Below are 17,562 nucleotides of genomic sequence, written 5' to 3' on the forward strand. Positions count from 1 at the left end.
TATAACTAAATATTTAGTTAATCAAGGGTTGAAAGAAAATGGATCTGATTTGTTTTTGCCATATCAGTAAACAGAGATATTATGGCGGCGCACTCGAGAAAGATCGTAGTGAAATTTTGACCCTTTATTTACTATGTTTTCATTTAATTATCATTCATTTGCAGTATAAAAACACGCATTATGTCATTACAACCAGGCCAGGCGGCACCACAATTTACATTAGTATCATCAGGGTTGAAAACTGTATCACTGTCTGATTTTAAGGGACGCAAGGTGGTATTACATTTTTTCCCTTTGGCATTTACCGGCGTTTGCACCACGCAACTATGCACCATGCGCGATAGCTTTGGCTATTACGATGGGTTAAACGCCACCATACTGGGCATCTCGGTGGATTCGCCTTTTTCGCTGGCCAAGTTTAAAGAAGAAAATGGTTACCAGTTTGATTTGTTGTCGGACTTTAACAAGGAGGTATCTACCGCTTACGAAGCCATTTATGCCGATTTTGTAATGGGCTTAAAAGGCGTTTCAAAACGTGCCGCGTTTGTTATCGACGAAGAGCAAAATATCATTTACGCCGAAGTACTGGAGGTTGCTACCGATCTGCCAAACTTTGCGGCCATTGCCGAAGTGGTAAAATAATTTTGTATACTAAAGCACACTGAGCCTGTTAAGCCGAAATGCCTGGCAGGCTTTTTTATGCCTTTTTGTTTTTGGCAAAATGTTTCTTCAGCTTTAAGAAAAACTTCTCGTAATAAAAATATGATAACACCGGCACCAGCGCCAGGAACAGCAGGTTGATGGGATATTTGGTAAGCGGGAACCGTGTATCGTTAGATAGGAATAGTTGCTGCCAGATATAGATACTGTACGATAGGACGCCTATAAAGCTCAAGGCCTTCAAGTTCAAAAATTTATAGATCAAATTAGTTTTAGGGCTGATGTTATTGACAATGATAATGCCGACAAAAATGGATATGAACAAATTGATAAAGCAGGATTGCAGCGTAAAAAAGGCATCGAACTTTAGGTAAAATATCATAAAAACGGATACCAGCGTAGCCGCCAGGCTCAATTTGCCAAAGTTTAAATAACCTTTAAATAACAAAACCGAAAACAGGCAACCCACAGCGATGCCCTGGAATTTAACCAGGTAACGTAAAGCTGCAGATAGCACGCCGTTATTTAAAAAAGCGATTATTGTTTGAAGGTAAACCAGTACCGGCACCAGCAGAATGATTACCAGCAGGATAGTTACGTATAGCTGAAACTTCTTTTTGATAAAAACCGGGAATAGAAGGTAAAACTGTTCTTCGACCGATAGCGACCAGTAATGGGCCAGGCTCCAGTCGAACTGTAACCTTCTGAAATAGGAAAGGTTGGCGATGAACAGCGCCGATGAAATAAAGCTTAACGCGCCTACCTGCAATTTGAAAAAATAATTAAGTATGGCAATCACCACTATGTACAGGTAAGCCACCGGGAGGATTCTTAACGCGCGGCGGATGTAGAAGTTTTTGAGCGATAAATCGCCGGTTGTGATTTTCTCCTTAATGCATAAAGTGGTGATTAAAAAACCGCTGATCACAAAAAACACATCAACACCCAGGGGGCCGATAAATACAAGGCTTTGAAAATAAGGGTTGTAGTTGAGGATGAAATGATGGATAAGCACCATGATGATTGAAACGGCCCTTAACCCATCAAGCGACGGATATTTTTTTTGATCTAAAATAGCAGGCACCGATTTTATTTCGGAGAAAAGGCTGGCGCTATTGTTAAACTTCACGTTGGTTATTATCCGGTTAAAAATTTAAAGATATAAAAACAAATAGCTAATTATGAAGCAAAGTAAGACCATGCAAAACTGCGGTTTATGGGTTTTTTGAAAAAAAGTATGAGAGATTAAAAAGAAATTCTATCTTTGCATTCCGTTTCGAAAAGCACTCGTAGCTCAATTGGATAGAGATGGCATAGATGGTTTGGCTGCAACTACGGGTATTATTGTAAACAGTACTTTTGCCTTTTTATTTATGTACATCAGACAATATGAACTTGCGGCTATTTCGCTGGCTATGGTGGGTGCTATTATTGGGTTTTTAAAATACAATATTACTCCGGCCAAAATATTCATGGGAGATACCGGCGCATTGCTTATTGGTTTAATATCGGCGGTAATGGCCGTTAAATTTATCGAGGTTACAAAAATTGAGCACATAGGTGTGCCTGCCATCAGCTGTGCGCCAGCATTAACCATTGCTATATTAATAGGCCCTGTTTTTGATACTCTAAGAGTATTTACTTTGCGGATAGCAAGCGGAAAATCACCTTTTGAGGCCGATAGAAACCATATTCATCACCGTATTTTAAGGTTGGGGTTAAATCACCTGCAAGCAACTTTGTGTTTATCGGCACTAAATTTAGTGTCAATAGCCATGGTATTTATGTTTGGCTGGCTTAGTAATTCTTTACTTATAGTGCTTATCCTGGCAATTTCAATCATAGCCAACTGGATTATAACATTTAGCCTTCGATCAAAAGAACGTGAGCATTTTGCTCTTCGCAACTTTTTTGCTTAATAACATCTCCCCCCCGGCAATCTGCTGTAAAGTAGTTTTAGCGTCACTAAATTGGGGGCGCTATAATTAGCCATTCATCTTCATTAACTTTGCGCCCTTTATAAAACACAAATAAGATGAAGATTGCTATAAACGGTTTTGGGCGTATTGGGCGCATTTTTTTGCGTAACATCCTAACCAGGCCGGGTATTGAGGTTGTGGCTATTAACGACCTTACCGATACCCAAACCCTTGCCCATTTATTTAAATACGACTCGGTTCACCGCGGCTTTAAGGGCGAGGTAAGTTTTGATACCGGTAATCTTTATATTGATGGTAAGGCGATAAAGGTTTTGGCCGAAAACAATCCTTCGGCGCTACCGTGGGAACACCTGGGCATAGATCTGGTAATTGAATCGACGGGTAAATTTATATCGAAAGAGGGGGCTCAAAAACATTTGACAGCGGGTGCAAAGCAGGTTATCATATCGGCCCCGGCAACAGATAAAAGCGTGCCAACAGTGGTGCTGGCAGTTAATGATGGTGAGGTTGATTTATCATCGCCTATATTATCAAATGCCTCCTGTACTACCAACAATGTAGCGGCTATGGTAAAAATACTCGATGAAAACTGGGGTATCATCGATGGTTATATAACCACTATACACTCCATGACCGGCGACCAGAATTTACACGATGCCCCCCATAAAGATTTAAGGCGTGCCCGCGCGGCGTCGGCCTCTATAATTCCAACCACTACGGGTGCCGCCAAAGCAATAACGGCTATATTTCCGCACTTAGATGGTCATTTAGGAGGCGCTGGTATCAGGGTACCGGTACTCAATGGTTCATTAACCGATTTTACCTGTAGTTTGAAAAGACAGCCTACCGTTAGTGAAATTAACCTTGCATTTAAACATGCGGCCGATGGCCCAATGAAAAATGTATTGGAGTACACCAACGATCCGATAGTATCAACAGATATATTGGATAATACTCATAGCTGTATTTTTGATGCCCAACTCACTTCAATAGTAGGGGGGCTGGTAAAGGTTGTGGGCTGGTACGATAATGAAATGGGGTACAGCAGTCGCCTTGCCGACCTGGTAGAAAAAATAGCCCAATTAAAAAAGATATAAGCAGATTTACCTTTTGGTATAACAAAGCTGACGGTTGTTGTACATAGTAAAAAATGTACCCTATCGGCACTTACTTATTTAAACATGATAAAATTTATTGAGGTTGAAGAATTGCTGCCTATCCGTAATGAAATATTGCGCGAAGGCCGCCTTACGCCCGAAGAATGCCGTTTCCCTACAGATAAAATAGCCGGGGCTTTTCATTTGGGGCACTATAGGGACGATGAGTTGGCCTGTATCGTATCTTTTCACCCCCAAAACTATGGCGAATTTATTGGCACAGGTTACCAGTTAAGGGGAATGGCTACAATTGAAAAATATAGGGGACAGGGGCTGGGAAACCAGTTGGTTAATTTTGCACTTACCTACCTGCGTGGCCAAAAGGCAAACTATGTTTGGTGCAATGCCCGCAAAAAGGCAGTGGCGTTTTACCATAATACTGGTTTTGAGATTGTTTCGGCCGAGTTTGACGTGCCCGGAATAGGACCGCATTTTGTGATGTACGTTAAGTTAATGTGAAATATTGGGTAAAATACACCAGCTTTTTACTTTTTTAGTTAAGAATTTAGAATAAAATGCTGAATTTGCGCGCCTTACCATTAAACGACCCATATAATTATATGAAAACCGTAGATCAAATTAGTTTTGCAGGCAAAAAAGCCCTTATCAGGGTTGATTTTAACGTGCCTTTGGATAAAGATTATAACATTACCGACGATAACCGGATGACGGCAGCATTGCCAACTATAAAAAAGATTTTGAAAGATGGCGGCAGGGTTATCCTGATGTCGCACCTGGGCAGACCAAAAGATGGTCCGAACGAAAAGGATTCTTTAATACACGTAGTTGCTCACCTTTCTGATTTGTTGGGCCAACAGGTGCAGTTTGCCAATGATTGTATCGGTGAAGAAGCTGTTGAAAAATCAAAAAACCTGGGCAATGGCGAAGTGCTGTTGTTAGAAAACCTCCGTTTTTATAAAGAAGAAGAAAAAGGTGATGTAGCCTTTGCCGAAAAGCTTTCAAAATTAGGCGATATATATGTAAATGATGCTTTTGGTACAGCTCACCGTGCGCACGCTTCAACATCAATCATCGCTCAGTTTTTCCCGGATGCCAAATACTTTGGTTACCTGATGGCAGGCGAATTGGCTAACGCCGAAAAAATCCTGAATGGCGCTGCAAAACCTTTTACGGCTATCATGGGAGGATCTAAGGTATCTGACAAGATTCAGTTAATTGAAAAACTATTGGATAAAGTGGATAATCTTATCATCGGTGGTGGGATGGCTTACACTTTTGCCAAGGCAGATGGTGGTAATATCGGTACCTCATTAGTAGAGGCCGATAAACTTGATCTTGCTATCAGCCTACGACAAAAAGCTAAGGATAAAGGAGTAAATCTTTACTTACCAGTAGATAACGTTATTGCCGACGCTTTCTCAAACGATGCTAAAACCGGCGTTGCCAAAACCGGCGAAATTCCTGACAACTGGATGGGATTGGATATCGGCCCCGAAACGGTAAAAATATTCAGCAAGGTGGTTGAAGAATCAAAAACCATTTTATGGAATGGTCCTATGGGCGTATTTGAAATGGAAACATTTTTAGTAGGAACCAAAGCTATTGCCGAGGCAGTGGTTAAGGCAACCGAAAACGGCGCATTTTCCCTGATTGGCGGTGGCGATTCTGCCGCTGCTGTTGCTAAATTTAACCTCACTGATGAAGTTAGCTACGTATCAACTGGTGGTGGTGCACTGTTAGAGTACATGGAAGGTAAGGAGTTACCAGGTGTAAAAGCTATCAACGAATAATAATAAAAAGGTATAAAAATAAAGAGTTCGGCCACTAAACGGCCGGACTTTTTGTATTTTAATTAGCCATGACCCAATTGCAAATAAGGGATTTTATAGACGATGACCGCCATGCCCTTAGAAACATTTACCTCATAAGCCGAAAACAAACATTTACCTGGTTTGACACGTCCGGATATAGCCTGGATGATTTTGACAGGGATACCGAAGGAGAAAAGATCCTGGTTGCCGATTATGAAGGCGCGGTAATTGGTTTTATATCACTATGGTTGCCCGATAATTTCATACACCACCTGTTTGTTCATCCTGCTTATATCAAAAAAGGTGTGGGAAAAATGTTGTCGGATGCTGCGGTTGCCATGCTTAACAAACCTGTTACGCTGAAGTGTTTAGCCCGTAACGAAACCGCTTTGGCATTTTACCGGTCGCAAGGGTGGCAAATCCAGGCAAGAAATGAGAGCAAAACAGGCGATTATTTTTTGATGAGCTATAGCTAAGGTATTTTAATAAGCAAAGCGGAGCGGTTTTCCTGACAGAAAAGCCGCCCCGCTTGTTTTTTAGTTTATCTTAACCGATGATACAACGTCATTGGCGTTTGGCGATAGGGTTGTAAAGTTGGTGGTATTGGCAGTTATTGTCCATGATGTGCCGGCAAAATTATCATTGCTGTACATAGTAACAGTCCATCCGGATGGTACTTTTATAGACGATGCCCAATCGTTTACAAAGCCATAAGCCTGCAACTGCGCTAAAGTATAATTGCCCTTAGGTATGGCACCGGTTGCGGTACCGGCGTAATTAATATCCTGGTAAAAATTAACGCCCGCCGCAGGCGTTCCTGTATTAAAAGTGGTAGCCTGGCCGTAAAGAGCGTTAGATACGCTGGTTAAATAGGTGTGGGTATCGGCGTTTGGCAGGTTGTAATACAAATAAATGCCATAATTATTATTTACAGTTTGGGTAGCCAATGAAGCAGCAGTTGATGCGCTGGTGCTTTGAATGTCAATGGCCGCGGGCCCAAGGTTGGCAGCAGCAAGGCCCGGTACGTTTGGTACCGAGTAGGTGCCATAAATAGCATTCCAGCTATAATCAACTTTCGACCCTACAGTTACACCATTAAAGCTTAGTCGCGATGCCGCGGGGCCGTAATCGTAAAAGGAAATAATTTTATTAGGCATTAGCTGACGTAAAGCAGTTACCAGGTAAACAAACGAGCTGGAATTTGGCTGCCCGGTGTTGTTGGTGCCATAATCGGCATATTCGTCATCAAAGTCAATTCCATCCAAGCCATAGGTTGTCACGGCATTGCTCAATAATTGCGCATAGGCCTGTGCCGAAGCCTGGTCTGGAAAATTGCAGATGCCCGCTCCCTGGTGGTTGCCTAAAATGGATAGTAAAACTTTGATACCCTTGGCCTGCAGTGGTTGTATATAAGTTGCTTTGTTGCTAAGCACATTAGTTACCTGTGTGTTAAAAAATAGCTCTGCTTTTTGTGTTGTGGTGTTGTAGTTGATATTGGCCGCAAAAATAATAGCGATATCAAACAGCTGCTGCCCGGTTGACAGGTAGTAATTGCCCACATTCCGGATATCATTGTTGTTTACCTCTACATAGCAAACTCCCTTTGGGCCGCTTACGCCTATGGCATCGGTGCCGGCTTTTGAAGGGTTGTTTGTTTTCGGCGATTCGACAGCGGCGGGTGCCTGGTCTTTTTTACAAGCGGCAGTCATCAGCATAAGCGAGCCGAATAAAACTGTTAAGTTTTTGGTTAGGGACACATTAAAATTTGTTCTCATAGTGTTGTTTTAAATGATGAATAAATAGATATATAAAGGTCTTGTTCCCTCGCAGTGCAGCCAGGAATTAGTGAAATATCAATTTTATTTATCTTATCAGGTTGCCTGGGTATAACCGGGGAATTTATACTTCAGGTTATTGGTTTATAACAAAAGGGCAATTTAAGCGGCGATTTCGCTTACAAATATTGCTTATTATTTTATTAAAATAATATATTGATTAATATAAATTATCTCGATGGTTTAATTCGAAAAAAAAGCATCGCTTTTTGTAACAAATACACTCATTTTATAAAATGCCAGACCGCCAGTTTGCCCAATTTATTTTATTCGACTATTTTAGGGCAACTATTAAGTTGACATGAAAAAATCCCTCCTCATAGCTTTAAGCTTTGTGCTGCTAAGTTTTTGTGCCTATGCACAGCCAAAAGGCCCCGATGCTGATTATATAAAGGCAAATTACACCAAGTACGAGTACAATGTGCCCATGCGCGACGGTAAAAAGCTGTTTACATCGGTTTATGTGCCAAAAGATCAAACCAAAAAATACCCCATCATGATGGATAGGACGCCGTACAGTGTGGCGCCTTATGGTGTTGATGCCTACAAGAGCGGCCTTGGCCCGTCGTCGTTATTTGTGCACGATGGCTATATTTTTGTTTACCAGGATGCACGCGGCCGCTGGATGAGCGAAGGCATTTTTGAAGAGATGACTCCTGAAAGGGAAGTGCACAAAACCAAAAATGATGTTGATGAAGGTACTGACACCTATGATACTATTGACTGGTTGCTGAAGAACATTAAAAGCAACAACGGCAAAGTGGGCGTCTGGGGCATTTCTTACCCCGGGTTTTATACAACTGCTGCATTGTTAAGCCGTCACCCGGCATTGGTAGCTGCATCGCCGCAGGCGCCAATGGCCGATTTGTACCGCGACGACGCTTTTCATAACGGCGCGTTTATGCTTACCGCCAATTTTGGCTTCTACCCGTTTTTTACCAACCGCCAGGATGATAAACCCACACAACGCCGTGGCAACGGATTTAACGCCGGCACAAATGATGGTTATGCCTTTTTTATGAGGATGGGATCGGTAAAAAACTCCAACGATAAATATTATAAAGATACCATCCGTTTATGGAACGAGATGCTTGATCATCCCAACTATGATCAGCATTGGAAAGATCGTAATGTACTTTACCACCTGCACGATATAAAAACTGCAGTGCTGGTTACCGGCGGATGGTATGATGCTGAAGATTTGTACGGCGCTATCAACACATACAAAACACTGGTTAAGGAAAATCCTAAAACCCCGGTTTACTTTACCATGGGCCCCTGGGTGCATGGCGGTTGGGCCCGTGGCGACGGCGATCATTTAGGCGATATTGGTTTTGGCGGCCCTACAGGCCCCTTTTACCGCGAAAAAATTGAATTTGCTTTTTTTAGCCACTACTTGAAAGGTACCGACCTTAACCTGGAACCGGTTTCGACGTTTGAAACGGGTGTTAACCAATGGAAAACTTATAAAACCTGGCCGCCAAAAGAAGCCGTTGATAAAAGCCTGTACCTGCTGCCCGGCGGTAAACTTTCATTTGATGCCCCAGCAGCAGGCGATAGTTTTGACGAGTTTGTGTCTGATCCCAACAAACCGGTGCCATTCATCAGTACGATTGAAAACGACATGAAACGTGAGTACATGACCGCCGACCAGCGCTTTGCATCGCAACGCCCTGATGTGTTGACTTATGAAACCGATGTGCTTGACAAAGATGTAACCCTTGCAGGCAACATTTGGGCCAACCTTAAAGTATCAACAACTGGCACCGATGCCGATTGGATAGTTAAAGTAATTGACGTATACCCCGACTCGACCAAAAACGACAAGTTTACCGGCAAGGATGTTTACCTGGGCGGCTACCAGCAAATGGTACGCAGCGAGGCCATGCGCGGTAAATTCCGCAATGGTTTTGATAAGCCCGAGCCTTTTGTACCCGGCAAAGTAACCCCTGTTAATTTTGAGTTACAGGATGTATTGCACACCTTTAAAAAAGGCCATCGCCTGATGGTGCAGGTGCAAAGCAGCTGGTTCCCGCTGATTGATCGTAATACTCAGCAATTCCAGGATATTATGAAAGCTAAGGACACCGATTTTAAAAAGGCAACCCACAAGGTTTATACATCTAAAGATGAGCCAAGCCTTTTGAAAGTCAGGGTGATAGAATAAAGAAAGAAACAAACAATATCAACAGTATGCTTATGAGGAAAATGCTATTTCTCTTATTGGTTCTTATCAGTGCCCAATCTTTCGGCCAAACTAAAGTTGAGAAAGATGTAAAGTATCAATCTGTTAGGTTAAAAAAAGATGATGCTGAATTTCTAAAATTAAAAGATACGGCCCAAAAACATATGCCTGAGTTTTTAGATCTGCTAAAAGAACATGGTGCAGACTATAACAACTACCGTTTTATAGTAAAGTCTGACTTTGTAGAAGACACAAATCACGAACATATGTGGTCGCAGATTGTAGGGTACAGTAACAGTGTTTTTAGAGCTGTATTTATTGATTCGCCTTTCAATCTCAAAAAAATAAAAAACGGCGATAAAATTGCCATTAAAAAGATAGATGTTGAAGATTGGGCGGTGTTTAGAAATAATGAAAGAATAGCAGGCGATTTTTCGGAAAAGTATCTGAAGAGCAAGGATAATTAACTGTAGCATTCTGATCTCATACTCCGTAATGATATAAAACCACTATCATGATCAGGAGAATATTACTGCTGCTTCTTATTACCTCATCCTTTACAGCCTGCAACAAAAACAGACAGCAACCTGCTTGCACTATCACCACTTGTACGCAGGAATTTGTAAGCGTTGGCGTTCGCTTCGTTGACAAAAATGGAGACGGAGTAGCCGTTGAAAACTTTGCTGCAAAAAACCTGCGTTCCGATTCTGTTATTGTAGTTCCGGGTGTTATTGATCCGGGATTCTCACCTGCATTTAAAACCATTGCCAACGATGGCCTTATCAATAAATTCTCTACAAGTGGCGATAATGTACAAATTACGGCAACAAATCCATCAACTCATCAAATTAAAACTGCCATAGTAAAAATTGCAGGCGGATGTGCCTGCCACATCAGCAAGGTTTCGGGACCCGATACAATAGTTTTCGATTAAGGGTATTGGATAGCGGATAAATCCCCGATTGCTTTACCAGGTTTATAATTTTGTTATAATTGCAAGTGTACTGGCTTTAACCTGGTAAAGCACATAATCGCCCTGTTTATTTCGAATCAATCTGACATCAACAGCCTTACCACCTTGCGTTACCTTAGCATTTTTCCACCCGGCAGGTAAATAGGTTTTAAGCGTAAGTGGCATATTGTAAAACCGCTTATCAAGCGGGTGACTTACTTTTATGAGTAGTTTGCCATTTTCAACGCCGGTGGTAAGATTGGCACTTTGGCGTTCACGCATATATTTGGTAACATCGCCAAAGGTGGCAATCCAAAGTTTGTCTTCGTGGTTTTTGATGTAGGTAAAATACTCATCCAGCTCGGTAGCAGGTAAGGCCTCCCAGCCAATGCCCTGGACGCCGTGGTGGGTAAGTACCAGCCATGTATCCTGCCTGTTCATGGTAGTATCAACCCAGTCCTTCATCATAGGCAGCGGTGTTTTGGTGGTGGCGCCGCGCTGGTACTGTACATAAGGTTTATCGGTATTGCCGGGCGTCTCTTTATTCCCCCTGCTAATCTCTTTCAGCCACGGTTCGGGCATGCGGTTGCGCAGTGCCGGGTAAACCCTGCTTAGGTATGCTACCGCCCGCTCGTTTTCGGTGCCAAAGGGCCCTTCGGCGCTAAAAGTGTATCGTAGGCCAAGGTTATGCAAAATATCCAGCCGGCTTTTCTCCATCTCATAAAGCATATTGGGCTCGTCGAGCGCGGCCAGGCGCGGGTGGGTAACCATGTGACTGGCAAATTCGTGCCCCTGCGCAGTGTATTGTTTAATTTGCGCCCAGGTTGTGCCGTGAGCATCATTGTACTCGGTGTTATGCTCAATGCCTGGTTTAAAATCACCATGACGCACTTTACTGTATAGTTCATCTATCACCTTATAGGCCGCTCCGGGTTTGTTATCGTCAATTAACGAACCGGCTTTATAATGATAGTCGAGCGTGCCAACAAGCCCCAGGTGCCCCGCGGCGGATGCACGCTCGTAAAAATTCTCTTTGTTAGTAGGAATTGTGGCGGTTTCGGCAATTATTTGTTTCAAAGGCCTCCCAGTAAATTTTGCCTGGTACTGCGAACCGGGTATTTGCCCCGTGATAATAAAAAACGTGCTTTTGATTCCCAGCCTGTTTAAAATAGGCAGCGCTACCTTAAACTGGTTGATGGATCCATCATCCCAGGTAACGGATACCGCGCCATTGCGGTCATATTGCCATTTGGTTATTTCAGTTTTACCAGGCTGTGCCTTTAAATAGTTCATAAACAACAGCATGAACAACAAGGCCGCGAAAAGCTTTTTCATTTGGGGGAGGATTTACAAAAGCTAATATATGCAGATGGTTGTTCCCTTTATCCCTGTAACGAAATAGTTATTCAATGGAAGGACGACCTTATTTAAACTAATTCTAAATAAAAGTTGTGAATTAAAATTGAGTTGTTATTTTTGCGCTTAATTAGACTTAATCTAAATAGAATGTCAGATCATATACACAACTTCCTGCAAAAATTTACCCTCCTCTTTCTTTTCGTATTTATAAATATTTTAACCCTTAAAGCCGATGATGATGGCAATAGCGGCAAAATTAATGGCTTTGTAAAAACCAATGATGGTAAACCGGCAGCATACGTTACTGTAGCTATCAAAGGCTTAAACAAAAGCACCACTACCATTGATGATGGTTCGTTTACCTTTGTTAACATTAAGCCGGGAGTATATACTTTAGTTACCAGCTTTATGGGCACTAAAGCCGAGCAGCAAACGGTTACCGTGGTGGCCAATCAAACTACCCAGGTAAATTTTACCTTAAATGAAACTTCGGCGCAGCTGGATGAGGTGCTTATTTCGTCAACAAAAACCATCAACACCAAAAAGCTTACTATTGGTAAAATGAATGTAGCGCCTATGGATTTGCCGCAAAGCGTTATGGTTATCAGCAGCAATACGCTTGCCCAGCAGCAATCTATCAGGTTAAGTGATGTAATCAGGAATGTTAATGGCGTTTACCTGTATAGCGCCCGCGGCAATACCCAGGAAACTTTTGGTGCACGTGGCTACAATTTTTCGAGCACCAATATGTTTAAAAATGGTTTCCGGGTAAACTCCGGTGTTGTGCCCGAAGTAAGCTCGCTTGACCGTATTGAAGTATTAAAAGGCAGTGCGGCTTTATTATATGGTAACGTAGCGCCCGGTGGTATTTTAAATATGGTAACTAAAAAGCCATTGTTTGAGGCAGGCGGCAAAGTATCTATGACATACGGGAGCTATGATTTGTACCGCCCGTCGTTTGATGTTTATGGTCCGATAACTTCTAAACTGGCTTATCGTTTAAATGGCACCTACGAGAAGGCGAACAGCTTTCGCGATAATGTAAAATCCGAACGGGAGTACATCAACCCTTCGTTCCTTTATAAAGTAAGTGATAAAACAACCATTACAGTTGAGGGCGATTACCTGAACTACGATTTTACACCCGATTTTGGAACCGGGCAAATAAACAACGTAATAGCCAATGTGCCGCGCAACCGCTACCTGGGCGCTTCATGGTCGACAGGGAATACCAAACAGTCAACAGGTACAGTTACCATTAACCATCAAATTAACAGCTTGTGGCAAATAAGCGGCGGTATAAATTACCAGCATTTTAACAGGCAGTATCAAACTACCGAGCGTGTACTGCCCGATGCAACCGGCGATTGGGGCCGTACGCTTAACCGTGCAAAAACACTGGAAGATTATTACACCGGCCAGTTTAATGTAACCGGCCAGTTTAATACAGGCGCCATAAAACATAACATTTTAGTTGGTATTGATGCCGACAGGTACAACAACACGGCTTATACCTACGTGGCAACCATCAATAAGGTATCAAGCTATTGGGATAATGGTACATCGTTAAAACCGGCGGTTTACGATACTATCAATATTTTTAATGTAAATAAATATACCCTGCGCACCAATAAGCCGCAGATGAACCCTTTATACCGTATCCTTACAAAAACAAACCGCTTTGGGGCTTACTTTAATGATTTGATAAGCATATCAGATAAAGTTAAGGTGTTAGCCGGTATCCGCTGGTCGTATCAGTATGTAGCGCCGACATCGGTTACCAACTATTATATTTCAAGCCCTGCTTTAGCTGTACAAGCTGCCGGTAAAGAGGATAAGGCATTTTCGCCCCGCGTTGGTATAGTTTATAAGCCTGTGGCCAATACGGCGTTATTTGCAAGCTACTCCAACTCTTTTATCACCAATACAGGGGTAGATGTTAATAATAAACCACTTTCGCCATCATTGGTAGATCAGTTTGAGGCCGGTGTTAAAAACGATTTCCTGAACGGTAATTTATCAGTAAATGTAACGGCATACCGTATTATCAATAATAACCTGGCCCAAACAGCGCCGTTTTTGGCCGATGGAACCACAGTGAACATTAATACCAATATCAAGGAACTTGTTGGCCAAACCAAAAGCGACGGTGTTGAACTTGATATTGCAGGCCACCCGGTAAAGGGGCTCGATTTGATGGCCGGATACAGCTATACCAATGCGCGTTACTCAAAAACATCAACATCGGTTGGCAGTAATATAGCCGGCCAGCCATTAATAAACGTACCTAAGCACACCGCCAATGCCAGCGCATTCTACAATTTTTACAATGGCGATTTGAAAGGTTTTAAAGTGGAAGCTTCCGTGTACTACCTGGGTAACCGTATAGCGGGTAACGCCAACACGGTTGGGCAAACTCAAACCATATCAAGGCTGGTTAATGTACCGGGCTTTACCACGGTTGATGCCTCGGTTGGTTACACCTATAAAAAGGTTTCTATCATTGGTAAAATCTCCAATATAGGCAATGTACTTAACTACAATGTGCATGAAAATTATAGTATTAACCCAATAGCGCCAAGGCAGTTTTTAACTACCGTGAGTTATAGTTTTTAATACACTAAAGTCGTGTCAACGATAAATTGAGGGATAGTCTTAAGCCTAAAGTCTTAAGTTCTAAGTAGAAAAGAAAAAAATCAACTTTAGACTTACGACTTGGGACGATTGACTTACTAATACATATTAATAAACAAACCGGGATATGCGTTAGTATACCCGGTTTTGTAATGAAAGCCATGAAAGTATTTTTCCGTACCATACATCTTTATTTGAGCCTTGCAGCAGGCATTGTTATTTTTTGCTCATGCCTCACGGGCACTATGCTGGTTTTTGAAAAAGAAATTGAGCATACCCTGCACCCCAAACTTTATTACGTACAGGCCGCAGCCACACGGGTGCCGCTGGAGCAAATGATTAAGGCAGCCCTTAAGCACGTTCCCAAAGCAAAGCTGGCATCGGCAATGGTTTATAATGATGCCACAAGAACGGTTGAGATTGGCTTAATTGTACCCGAGAAGAAAGGTGAAAAAGATAATGCTGCCCAGGCCGAAAAAAGCAGGCCCGCAAAGGCACAGGGCGATAAGGATAAAAAAGCTAAAGAGGCCGACCGGGCAAATTTAAGCGTGTTTGTAAACCCCTATACCGGCCAGGTAACAGGGCAATACAGCCGCAAGCAATCGTTCCTGTACTCGGCCGAGATGTTTCACCGGTTTTTGCTGGCAGGTAAGGATAGCCTTGGTGATTGGGTGGTGTCAATCTCAACGTTGCTGTTCTTGTTTATATTAATAACCGGGGTAATACTGTGGTGGCCTAAAACCAAAAACATTATGAAGCAGCGGTTAAAAATAAAGTGGGGCGGCAGTACCAAACGGCTGGTGCACGATTTGCACCTGGTTACCGGCTTCTACACTTCGTTATTTTTAATTGTAATTACATTAACAGGTTTGATCATGACATTTAAGCTTGCCAATCAGGCCTTGTTTGCTATAACCGGCTCAAAGCTGGTAAAAGAGCAGCCTAAAGCACCGCAATCAAAGTACCAGGCCGGGGCCGAAGCTTTAAAGGCAGATGCCGCATTACAGGCAGTAGCAGCACAAACCGCATTGGCAGATTATTATACGGTAAGGGTGCCTAAAGACTCACTGGCGGTTTACAGCATAAACATTTTACCTAAGGGTGCAGTTGAAACCACTGCCGATACCTATTACGTTGACCAATATAGCGGCGACATAGCAGGCGCGCAACTGTTTGCCGCCAAAAGTTTAGGCCAGCGGGTAAGGGCTTACGTAAAACCGGTACATACCGGCTCGGTTTACGGCTTGCCTACCAAAATAATCAGTTTTATTGTATGCCTTTTATCACTCATATTCCCGGTAACAGGGGTAATGATGTGGCTTAACCGTACCCGTAAAAAAACTAAAACCTATAGGAAGCTGGAATTGGTTTAAATTGAGGTTGATGGTTTGTTTAATATCTGGCAATATAGCCCGAATATCAGGCCAGCTCAAAATGAGTTAACTTGGGTGGATTGTTTAGGAATTTTATTTTTTCTTCAATCAAATCATACCCTCGTTGCATTCTAAGCCAAAAATCTGCATTGCCTCCAAAAACACCTTCAATTCTTAATGCGATGTTAGGTGTAATAGATCCTTTGCCGTTTGTTATTTTAGATAGGGTTAACCTTGATATATCTAATAAATCGGCAGCTTTACTAACGCTCAGGCCGTTTGCTTCTATGATGTCTTCTTTTAAAATTATCCCCGGATGGATATTTGTGTTTAATGCTCTTTCCATTTTACCTGAATTTAATGCGTATCTAAATAGTCTAAATCAAAGGCGTTTCCATTGTCAAACCTGAAAATAGTCCTCCAATTTCCTGAAACATCAAGCGACCAAAAACCGTCCAGGTCACCTTTTAAAGGATGTGGCCGCAAGTTTTTAAAGCCTTCCAGATCTTGTGGCACCCTTTCCAAATATTCTATAATATTTAAAAGTTTTTTAATTTTATGAATATATTCAGATTGAAGTTTGCTGGAATCTCCTTTAGTCCAAAATAATTTCAAGCCTTTATGTTGTATAGACTTTATCATTGCTTAAGCAATACTGTATATTGTAAATATACAGTATGCAATTTTAACAGTCAATACTTTTAACATGTAAACTATTGAATTTATTGGGCCTGTTGTTAGTAAGGGAATAATCCTTGTATGTTTACAACTTAACAAATAACAAATATGCCTGCCAGGATTCTCGAAGTATGCGCCTTTACTATTCAAACCTGTATTATAGCCGAACGCGCCGGTGCTGCGCGGGTTGAATTATGTGATAACCCTATTGAAGGCGGTACTACACCGAGCTATGGCACCATAAAACAGGTGCGCGATAAAATAGGTATCGACTTGTTCCCTATCATCAGGCCGCGGTCTGGAAATTACTTTTACAATGAGGATGAATATGCCATTATTAAGCACGATATACAAATTTGCCGCGAGCTGGGCTGTAATGGCATTTCGGTAGGCACACAAACCATAGATGCCGAGATTGATACCGAATGGCTGAAACGCATTGTTGAATGGGCTGGCCCAATGAGCGTTACCTGCAACCGGGCGTTTGATGGTACGCCCGATCCTTTTAAATCGTTAGAAGAACTGATAGCCTGCGGATGCCGGCGGGTACTCACTTCCGGCCAAAAAAGCGCGGCGCCCGATGCCGGCCAGTTGTTAGGTGAACTGGTTAAACAAGCCGCCGGCCGCATTACCATTATGCCCGGTGCCGGTGTTAAATCAACCAATCTGCAAAAACTTATAGGCGAAAGTAATGCAACAGAATACCATTCGTCGGCACGCGCAATAGCGCCAAATCCTTTAACTTATATTAATAAAGAAGTAAGCGATTATGGCCATGTTTATATAGCTGATGAGGATGAAGTGAGGGCGATGGTGGCGGTTTTGAAAGGCTAAAAATGCTATAATTAAGGTACAGTCCTGGTTGATTATGAAGCAGTTTTTTACCGTGCTATTGCCGTTATTTAGTGAAGATTAACTCCGCAAAAAAGATAAAATATTTCTACTCGAAACAATGCCATCGGGATAAGCGGAGTGGATAGAAGCATTTCACCCTTAAATCTTATCTGTTTAATAATG

Annotated in this window: 17 protein-coding genes; 12 read left to right on the plus strand and 5 right to left on the minus strand. The window is 42.3% G+C overall.

Features of this window, described 5'->3' with window-relative positions:
- The first annotated feature begins 180 nt into the window (after nucleotides 1-180).
- The gene (locus tag AC1RM2_RS22590) at nucleotides 181-642 is read left to right on the plus strand and encodes a redoxin domain-containing protein (protein WP_492987420.1); all 462 of its coding nucleotides are present in this window, start codon (nucleotides 181-183) and stop codon (nucleotides 640-642) included.
- 55 nt (nucleotides 643-697) lie between these two features.
- On the opposite strand, the gene AC1RM2_RS22595 is transcribed toward AC1RM2_RS22590, so the two are convergent.
- A complete protein-coding gene (locus tag AC1RM2_RS22595; RefSeq protein ID WP_492987421.1) occupies nucleotides 698-1,789 on the minus strand; it encodes an acyltransferase family protein in 1,092 nt (363 codons plus the stop codon).
- Nucleotides 1,790-1,958: 169 nt separating this feature from the next.
- Here AC1RM2_RS22595 and AC1RM2_RS22600 point away from each other — a divergent pair, with 169 nt between their 5' ends.
- The 5 genes from AC1RM2_RS22600 to AC1RM2_RS22620 all read left to right on the plus strand — a co-directional run bounded on the left by AC1RM2_RS22600 (nucleotide 1,959) and on the right by AC1RM2_RS22620 (nucleotide 6,005).
- Nucleotides 1,959-2,579, plus strand: a complete 621-nt coding sequence (locus AC1RM2_RS22600) for an MraY family glycosyltransferase (RefSeq protein WP_492987422.1) — start codon at nucleotides 1,959-1,961, stop codon at nucleotides 2,577-2,579.
- Nucleotides 2,580-2,695: 116 nt separating this feature from the next.
- Entirely contained in the window at nucleotides 2,696-3,697 is a 1,002-nt protein-coding gene (gap, locus tag AC1RM2_RS22605) for a type I glyceraldehyde-3-phosphate dehydrogenase (protein ID WP_492987423.1), read from the plus strand.
- Nucleotides 3,698-3,781: 84 nt separating this feature from the next.
- Complete coding sequence (locus AC1RM2_RS22610; RefSeq protein ID WP_492987424.1) at nucleotides 3,782-4,216, plus strand: GNAT family N-acetyltransferase; 435 nt, start codon at nucleotides 3,782-3,784, stop codon at nucleotides 4,214-4,216.
- 101 nt (nucleotides 4,217-4,317) lie between these two features.
- The gene (locus tag AC1RM2_RS22615) at nucleotides 4,318-5,508 is read left to right on the plus strand and encodes a phosphoglycerate kinase (RefSeq protein WP_492987425.1); all 1,191 of its coding nucleotides are present in this window, start codon (nucleotides 4,318-4,320) and stop codon (nucleotides 5,506-5,508) included.
- A gap of 68 nt (nucleotides 5,509-5,576) precedes the next feature.
- Complete coding sequence (locus AC1RM2_RS22620) at nucleotides 5,577-6,005, plus strand: GNAT family N-acetyltransferase (RefSeq protein ID WP_492987426.1); 429 nt, start codon at nucleotides 5,577-5,579, stop codon at nucleotides 6,003-6,005.
- 60 nt (nucleotides 6,006-6,065) lie between these two features.
- On the opposite strand, the gene AC1RM2_RS22625 is transcribed toward AC1RM2_RS22620, so the two are convergent.
- Complete coding sequence (locus AC1RM2_RS22625) at nucleotides 6,066-7,304, minus strand: endo-beta-N-acetylglucosaminidase H (protein ID WP_492987427.1); 1,239 nt, start codon at nucleotides 7,302-7,304, stop codon at nucleotides 6,066-6,068.
- A 361-nt stretch (nucleotides 7,305-7,665) separates the two neighbouring features.
- On the opposite strand from AC1RM2_RS22625, the gene AC1RM2_RS22630 reads away from it, so the two are divergent.
- Genes AC1RM2_RS22630 through AC1RM2_RS22640 form a run of 3 tightly spaced genes read left to right on the plus strand, consistent with a single transcriptional unit; the run spans nucleotide 7,666 to nucleotide 10,483 of the window.
- Complete coding sequence (locus tag AC1RM2_RS22630; protein WP_492987428.1) at nucleotides 7,666-9,531, plus strand: CocE/NonD family hydrolase; 1,866 nt, start codon at nucleotides 7,666-7,668, stop codon at nucleotides 9,529-9,531.
- Nucleotides 9,532-9,563: 32 nt separating this feature from the next.
- Nucleotides 9,564-10,016 (plus strand): DUF2314 domain-containing protein, encoded by a 453-nt coding sequence (locus tag AC1RM2_RS22635; RefSeq protein ID WP_492987429.1) that lies wholly within the window; start codon nucleotides 9,564-9,566, stop codon nucleotides 10,014-10,016.
- A gap of 47 nt (nucleotides 10,017-10,063) precedes the next feature.
- On the plus strand, nucleotides 10,064-10,483 hold the full coding sequence (locus AC1RM2_RS22640; protein ID WP_492987430.1) for a hypothetical protein: 420 nt from the start codon (nucleotides 10,064-10,066) through the stop codon (nucleotides 10,481-10,483).
- Nucleotides 10,484-10,525: 42 nt separating this feature from the next.
- On the opposite strand, the gene AC1RM2_RS22645 is transcribed toward AC1RM2_RS22640, so the two are convergent.
- Nucleotides 10,526-11,836 (minus strand): polysaccharide deacetylase family protein, encoded by a 1,311-nt coding sequence (locus AC1RM2_RS22645; protein ID WP_492987431.1) that lies wholly within the window; start codon nucleotides 11,834-11,836, stop codon nucleotides 10,526-10,528.
- A gap of 171 nt (nucleotides 11,837-12,007) precedes the next feature.
- Between AC1RM2_RS22645 and AC1RM2_RS22650 the strand changes: the two genes are divergently transcribed.
- Both AC1RM2_RS22650 and AC1RM2_RS22655 read left to right on the plus strand, forming a co-directional pair.
- Nucleotides 12,008-14,476 carry a TonB-dependent siderophore receptor gene (locus AC1RM2_RS22650; RefSeq protein WP_492987432.1) on the plus strand — a complete coding sequence of 823 codons (2,469 nt, stop codon included), beginning with the start codon at nucleotides 12,008-12,010 and terminating at the stop codon, nucleotides 14,474-14,476.
- A 179-nt stretch (nucleotides 14,477-14,655) separates the two neighbouring features.
- The gene (locus tag AC1RM2_RS22655) at nucleotides 14,656-15,867 is read left to right on the plus strand and encodes a PepSY-associated TM helix domain-containing protein (protein ID WP_492987433.1); all 1,212 of its coding nucleotides are present in this window, start codon (nucleotides 14,656-14,658) and stop codon (nucleotides 15,865-15,867) included.
- A 46-nt stretch (nucleotides 15,868-15,913) separates the two neighbouring features.
- On the opposite strand, the gene AC1RM2_RS22660 is transcribed toward AC1RM2_RS22655, so the two are convergent.
- Both AC1RM2_RS22660 and AC1RM2_RS22665 read right to left on the minus strand, forming a co-directional pair.
- Nucleotides 15,914-16,213: a HigA family addiction module antitoxin gene (locus AC1RM2_RS22660; RefSeq protein WP_492987434.1), complete on the minus strand. Its 300-nt coding sequence runs from the start codon at nucleotides 16,211-16,213 to the stop codon at nucleotides 15,914-15,916.
- Between the two features lie 11 nt (nucleotides 16,214-16,224).
- Nucleotides 16,225-16,509, minus strand: coding sequence for a type II toxin-antitoxin system RelE/ParE family toxin (locus AC1RM2_RS22665; RefSeq protein WP_492987435.1), 285 nt, complete (start codon nucleotides 16,507-16,509; stop codon nucleotides 16,225-16,227).
- Nucleotides 16,510-16,653: 144 nt separating this feature from the next.
- On the opposite strand from AC1RM2_RS22665, the gene AC1RM2_RS22670 reads away from it, so the two are divergent.
- Complete coding sequence (locus tag AC1RM2_RS22670) at nucleotides 16,654-17,379, plus strand: copper homeostasis protein CutC (protein ID WP_439696058.1); 726 nt, start codon at nucleotides 16,654-16,656, stop codon at nucleotides 17,377-17,379.
- The last annotated feature ends 183 nt before the right edge of the window (nucleotides 17,380-17,562 follow it).

It is taken from the genome of Mucilaginibacter sp. GW822-FHT03E02 (genome assembly GCF_058801545.1).

Coding starts and splice junctions, on each gene's coding strand:
- AC1RM2_RS22610 (WP_492987424.1), top strand. CDS start 3,782: ATGATAAAATTTATTGAGGTTGAAGAATTGCTGCCTATCCGTAATGAA.
- AC1RM2_RS22590 (WP_492987420.1), top strand. CDS start 181: ATGTCATTACAACCAGGCCAGGCGGCACCACAATTTACATTAGTATCA.
- AC1RM2_RS22615 (WP_492987425.1), top strand. CDS start 4,318: ATGAAAACCGTAGATCAAATTAGTTTTGCAGGCAAAAAAGCCCTTATC.
- AC1RM2_RS22640 (WP_492987430.1), top strand. CDS start 10,064: ATGATCAGGAGAATATTACTGCTGCTTCTTATTACCTCATCCTTTACA.
- AC1RM2_RS22620 (WP_492987426.1), top strand. CDS start 5,577: ATGACCCAATTGCAAATAAGGGATTTTATAGACGATGACCGCCATGCC.
- AC1RM2_RS22645 (WP_492987431.1), bottom strand. CDS start 11,836: ATGAAAAAGCTTTTCGCGGCCTTGTTGTTCATGCTGTTGTTTATGAAC.
- AC1RM2_RS22670 (WP_439696058.1), top strand. CDS start 16,654: ATGCCTGCCAGGATTCTCGAAGTATGCGCCTTTACTATTCAAACCTGT.
- AC1RM2_RS22660 (WP_492987434.1), bottom strand. CDS start 16,213: ATGGAAAGAGCATTAAACACAAATATCCATCCGGGGATAATTTTAAAA.
- gap (WP_492987423.1), top strand. CDS start 2,696: ATGAAGATTGCTATAAACGGTTTTGGGCGTATTGGGCGCATTTTTTTG.
- AC1RM2_RS22630 (WP_492987428.1), top strand. CDS start 7,666: ATGAAAAAATCCCTCCTCATAGCTTTAAGCTTTGTGCTGCTAAGTTTT.
- AC1RM2_RS22655 (WP_492987433.1), top strand. CDS start 14,656: ATGAAAGTATTTTTCCGTACCATACATCTTTATTTGAGCCTTGCAGCA.
- AC1RM2_RS22625 (WP_492987427.1), bottom strand. CDS start 7,304: ATGAGAACAAATTTTAATGTGTCCCTAACCAAAAACTTAACAGTTTTA.
- AC1RM2_RS22635 (WP_492987429.1), top strand. CDS start 9,564: ATGAGGAAAATGCTATTTCTCTTATTGGTTCTTATCAGTGCCCAATCT.
- AC1RM2_RS22665 (WP_492987435.1), bottom strand. CDS start 16,509: ATGATAAAGTCTATACAACATAAAGGCTTGAAATTATTTTGGACTAAA.
- AC1RM2_RS22650 (WP_492987432.1), top strand. CDS start 12,008: ATGTCAGATCATATACACAACTTCCTGCAAAAATTTACCCTCCTCTTT.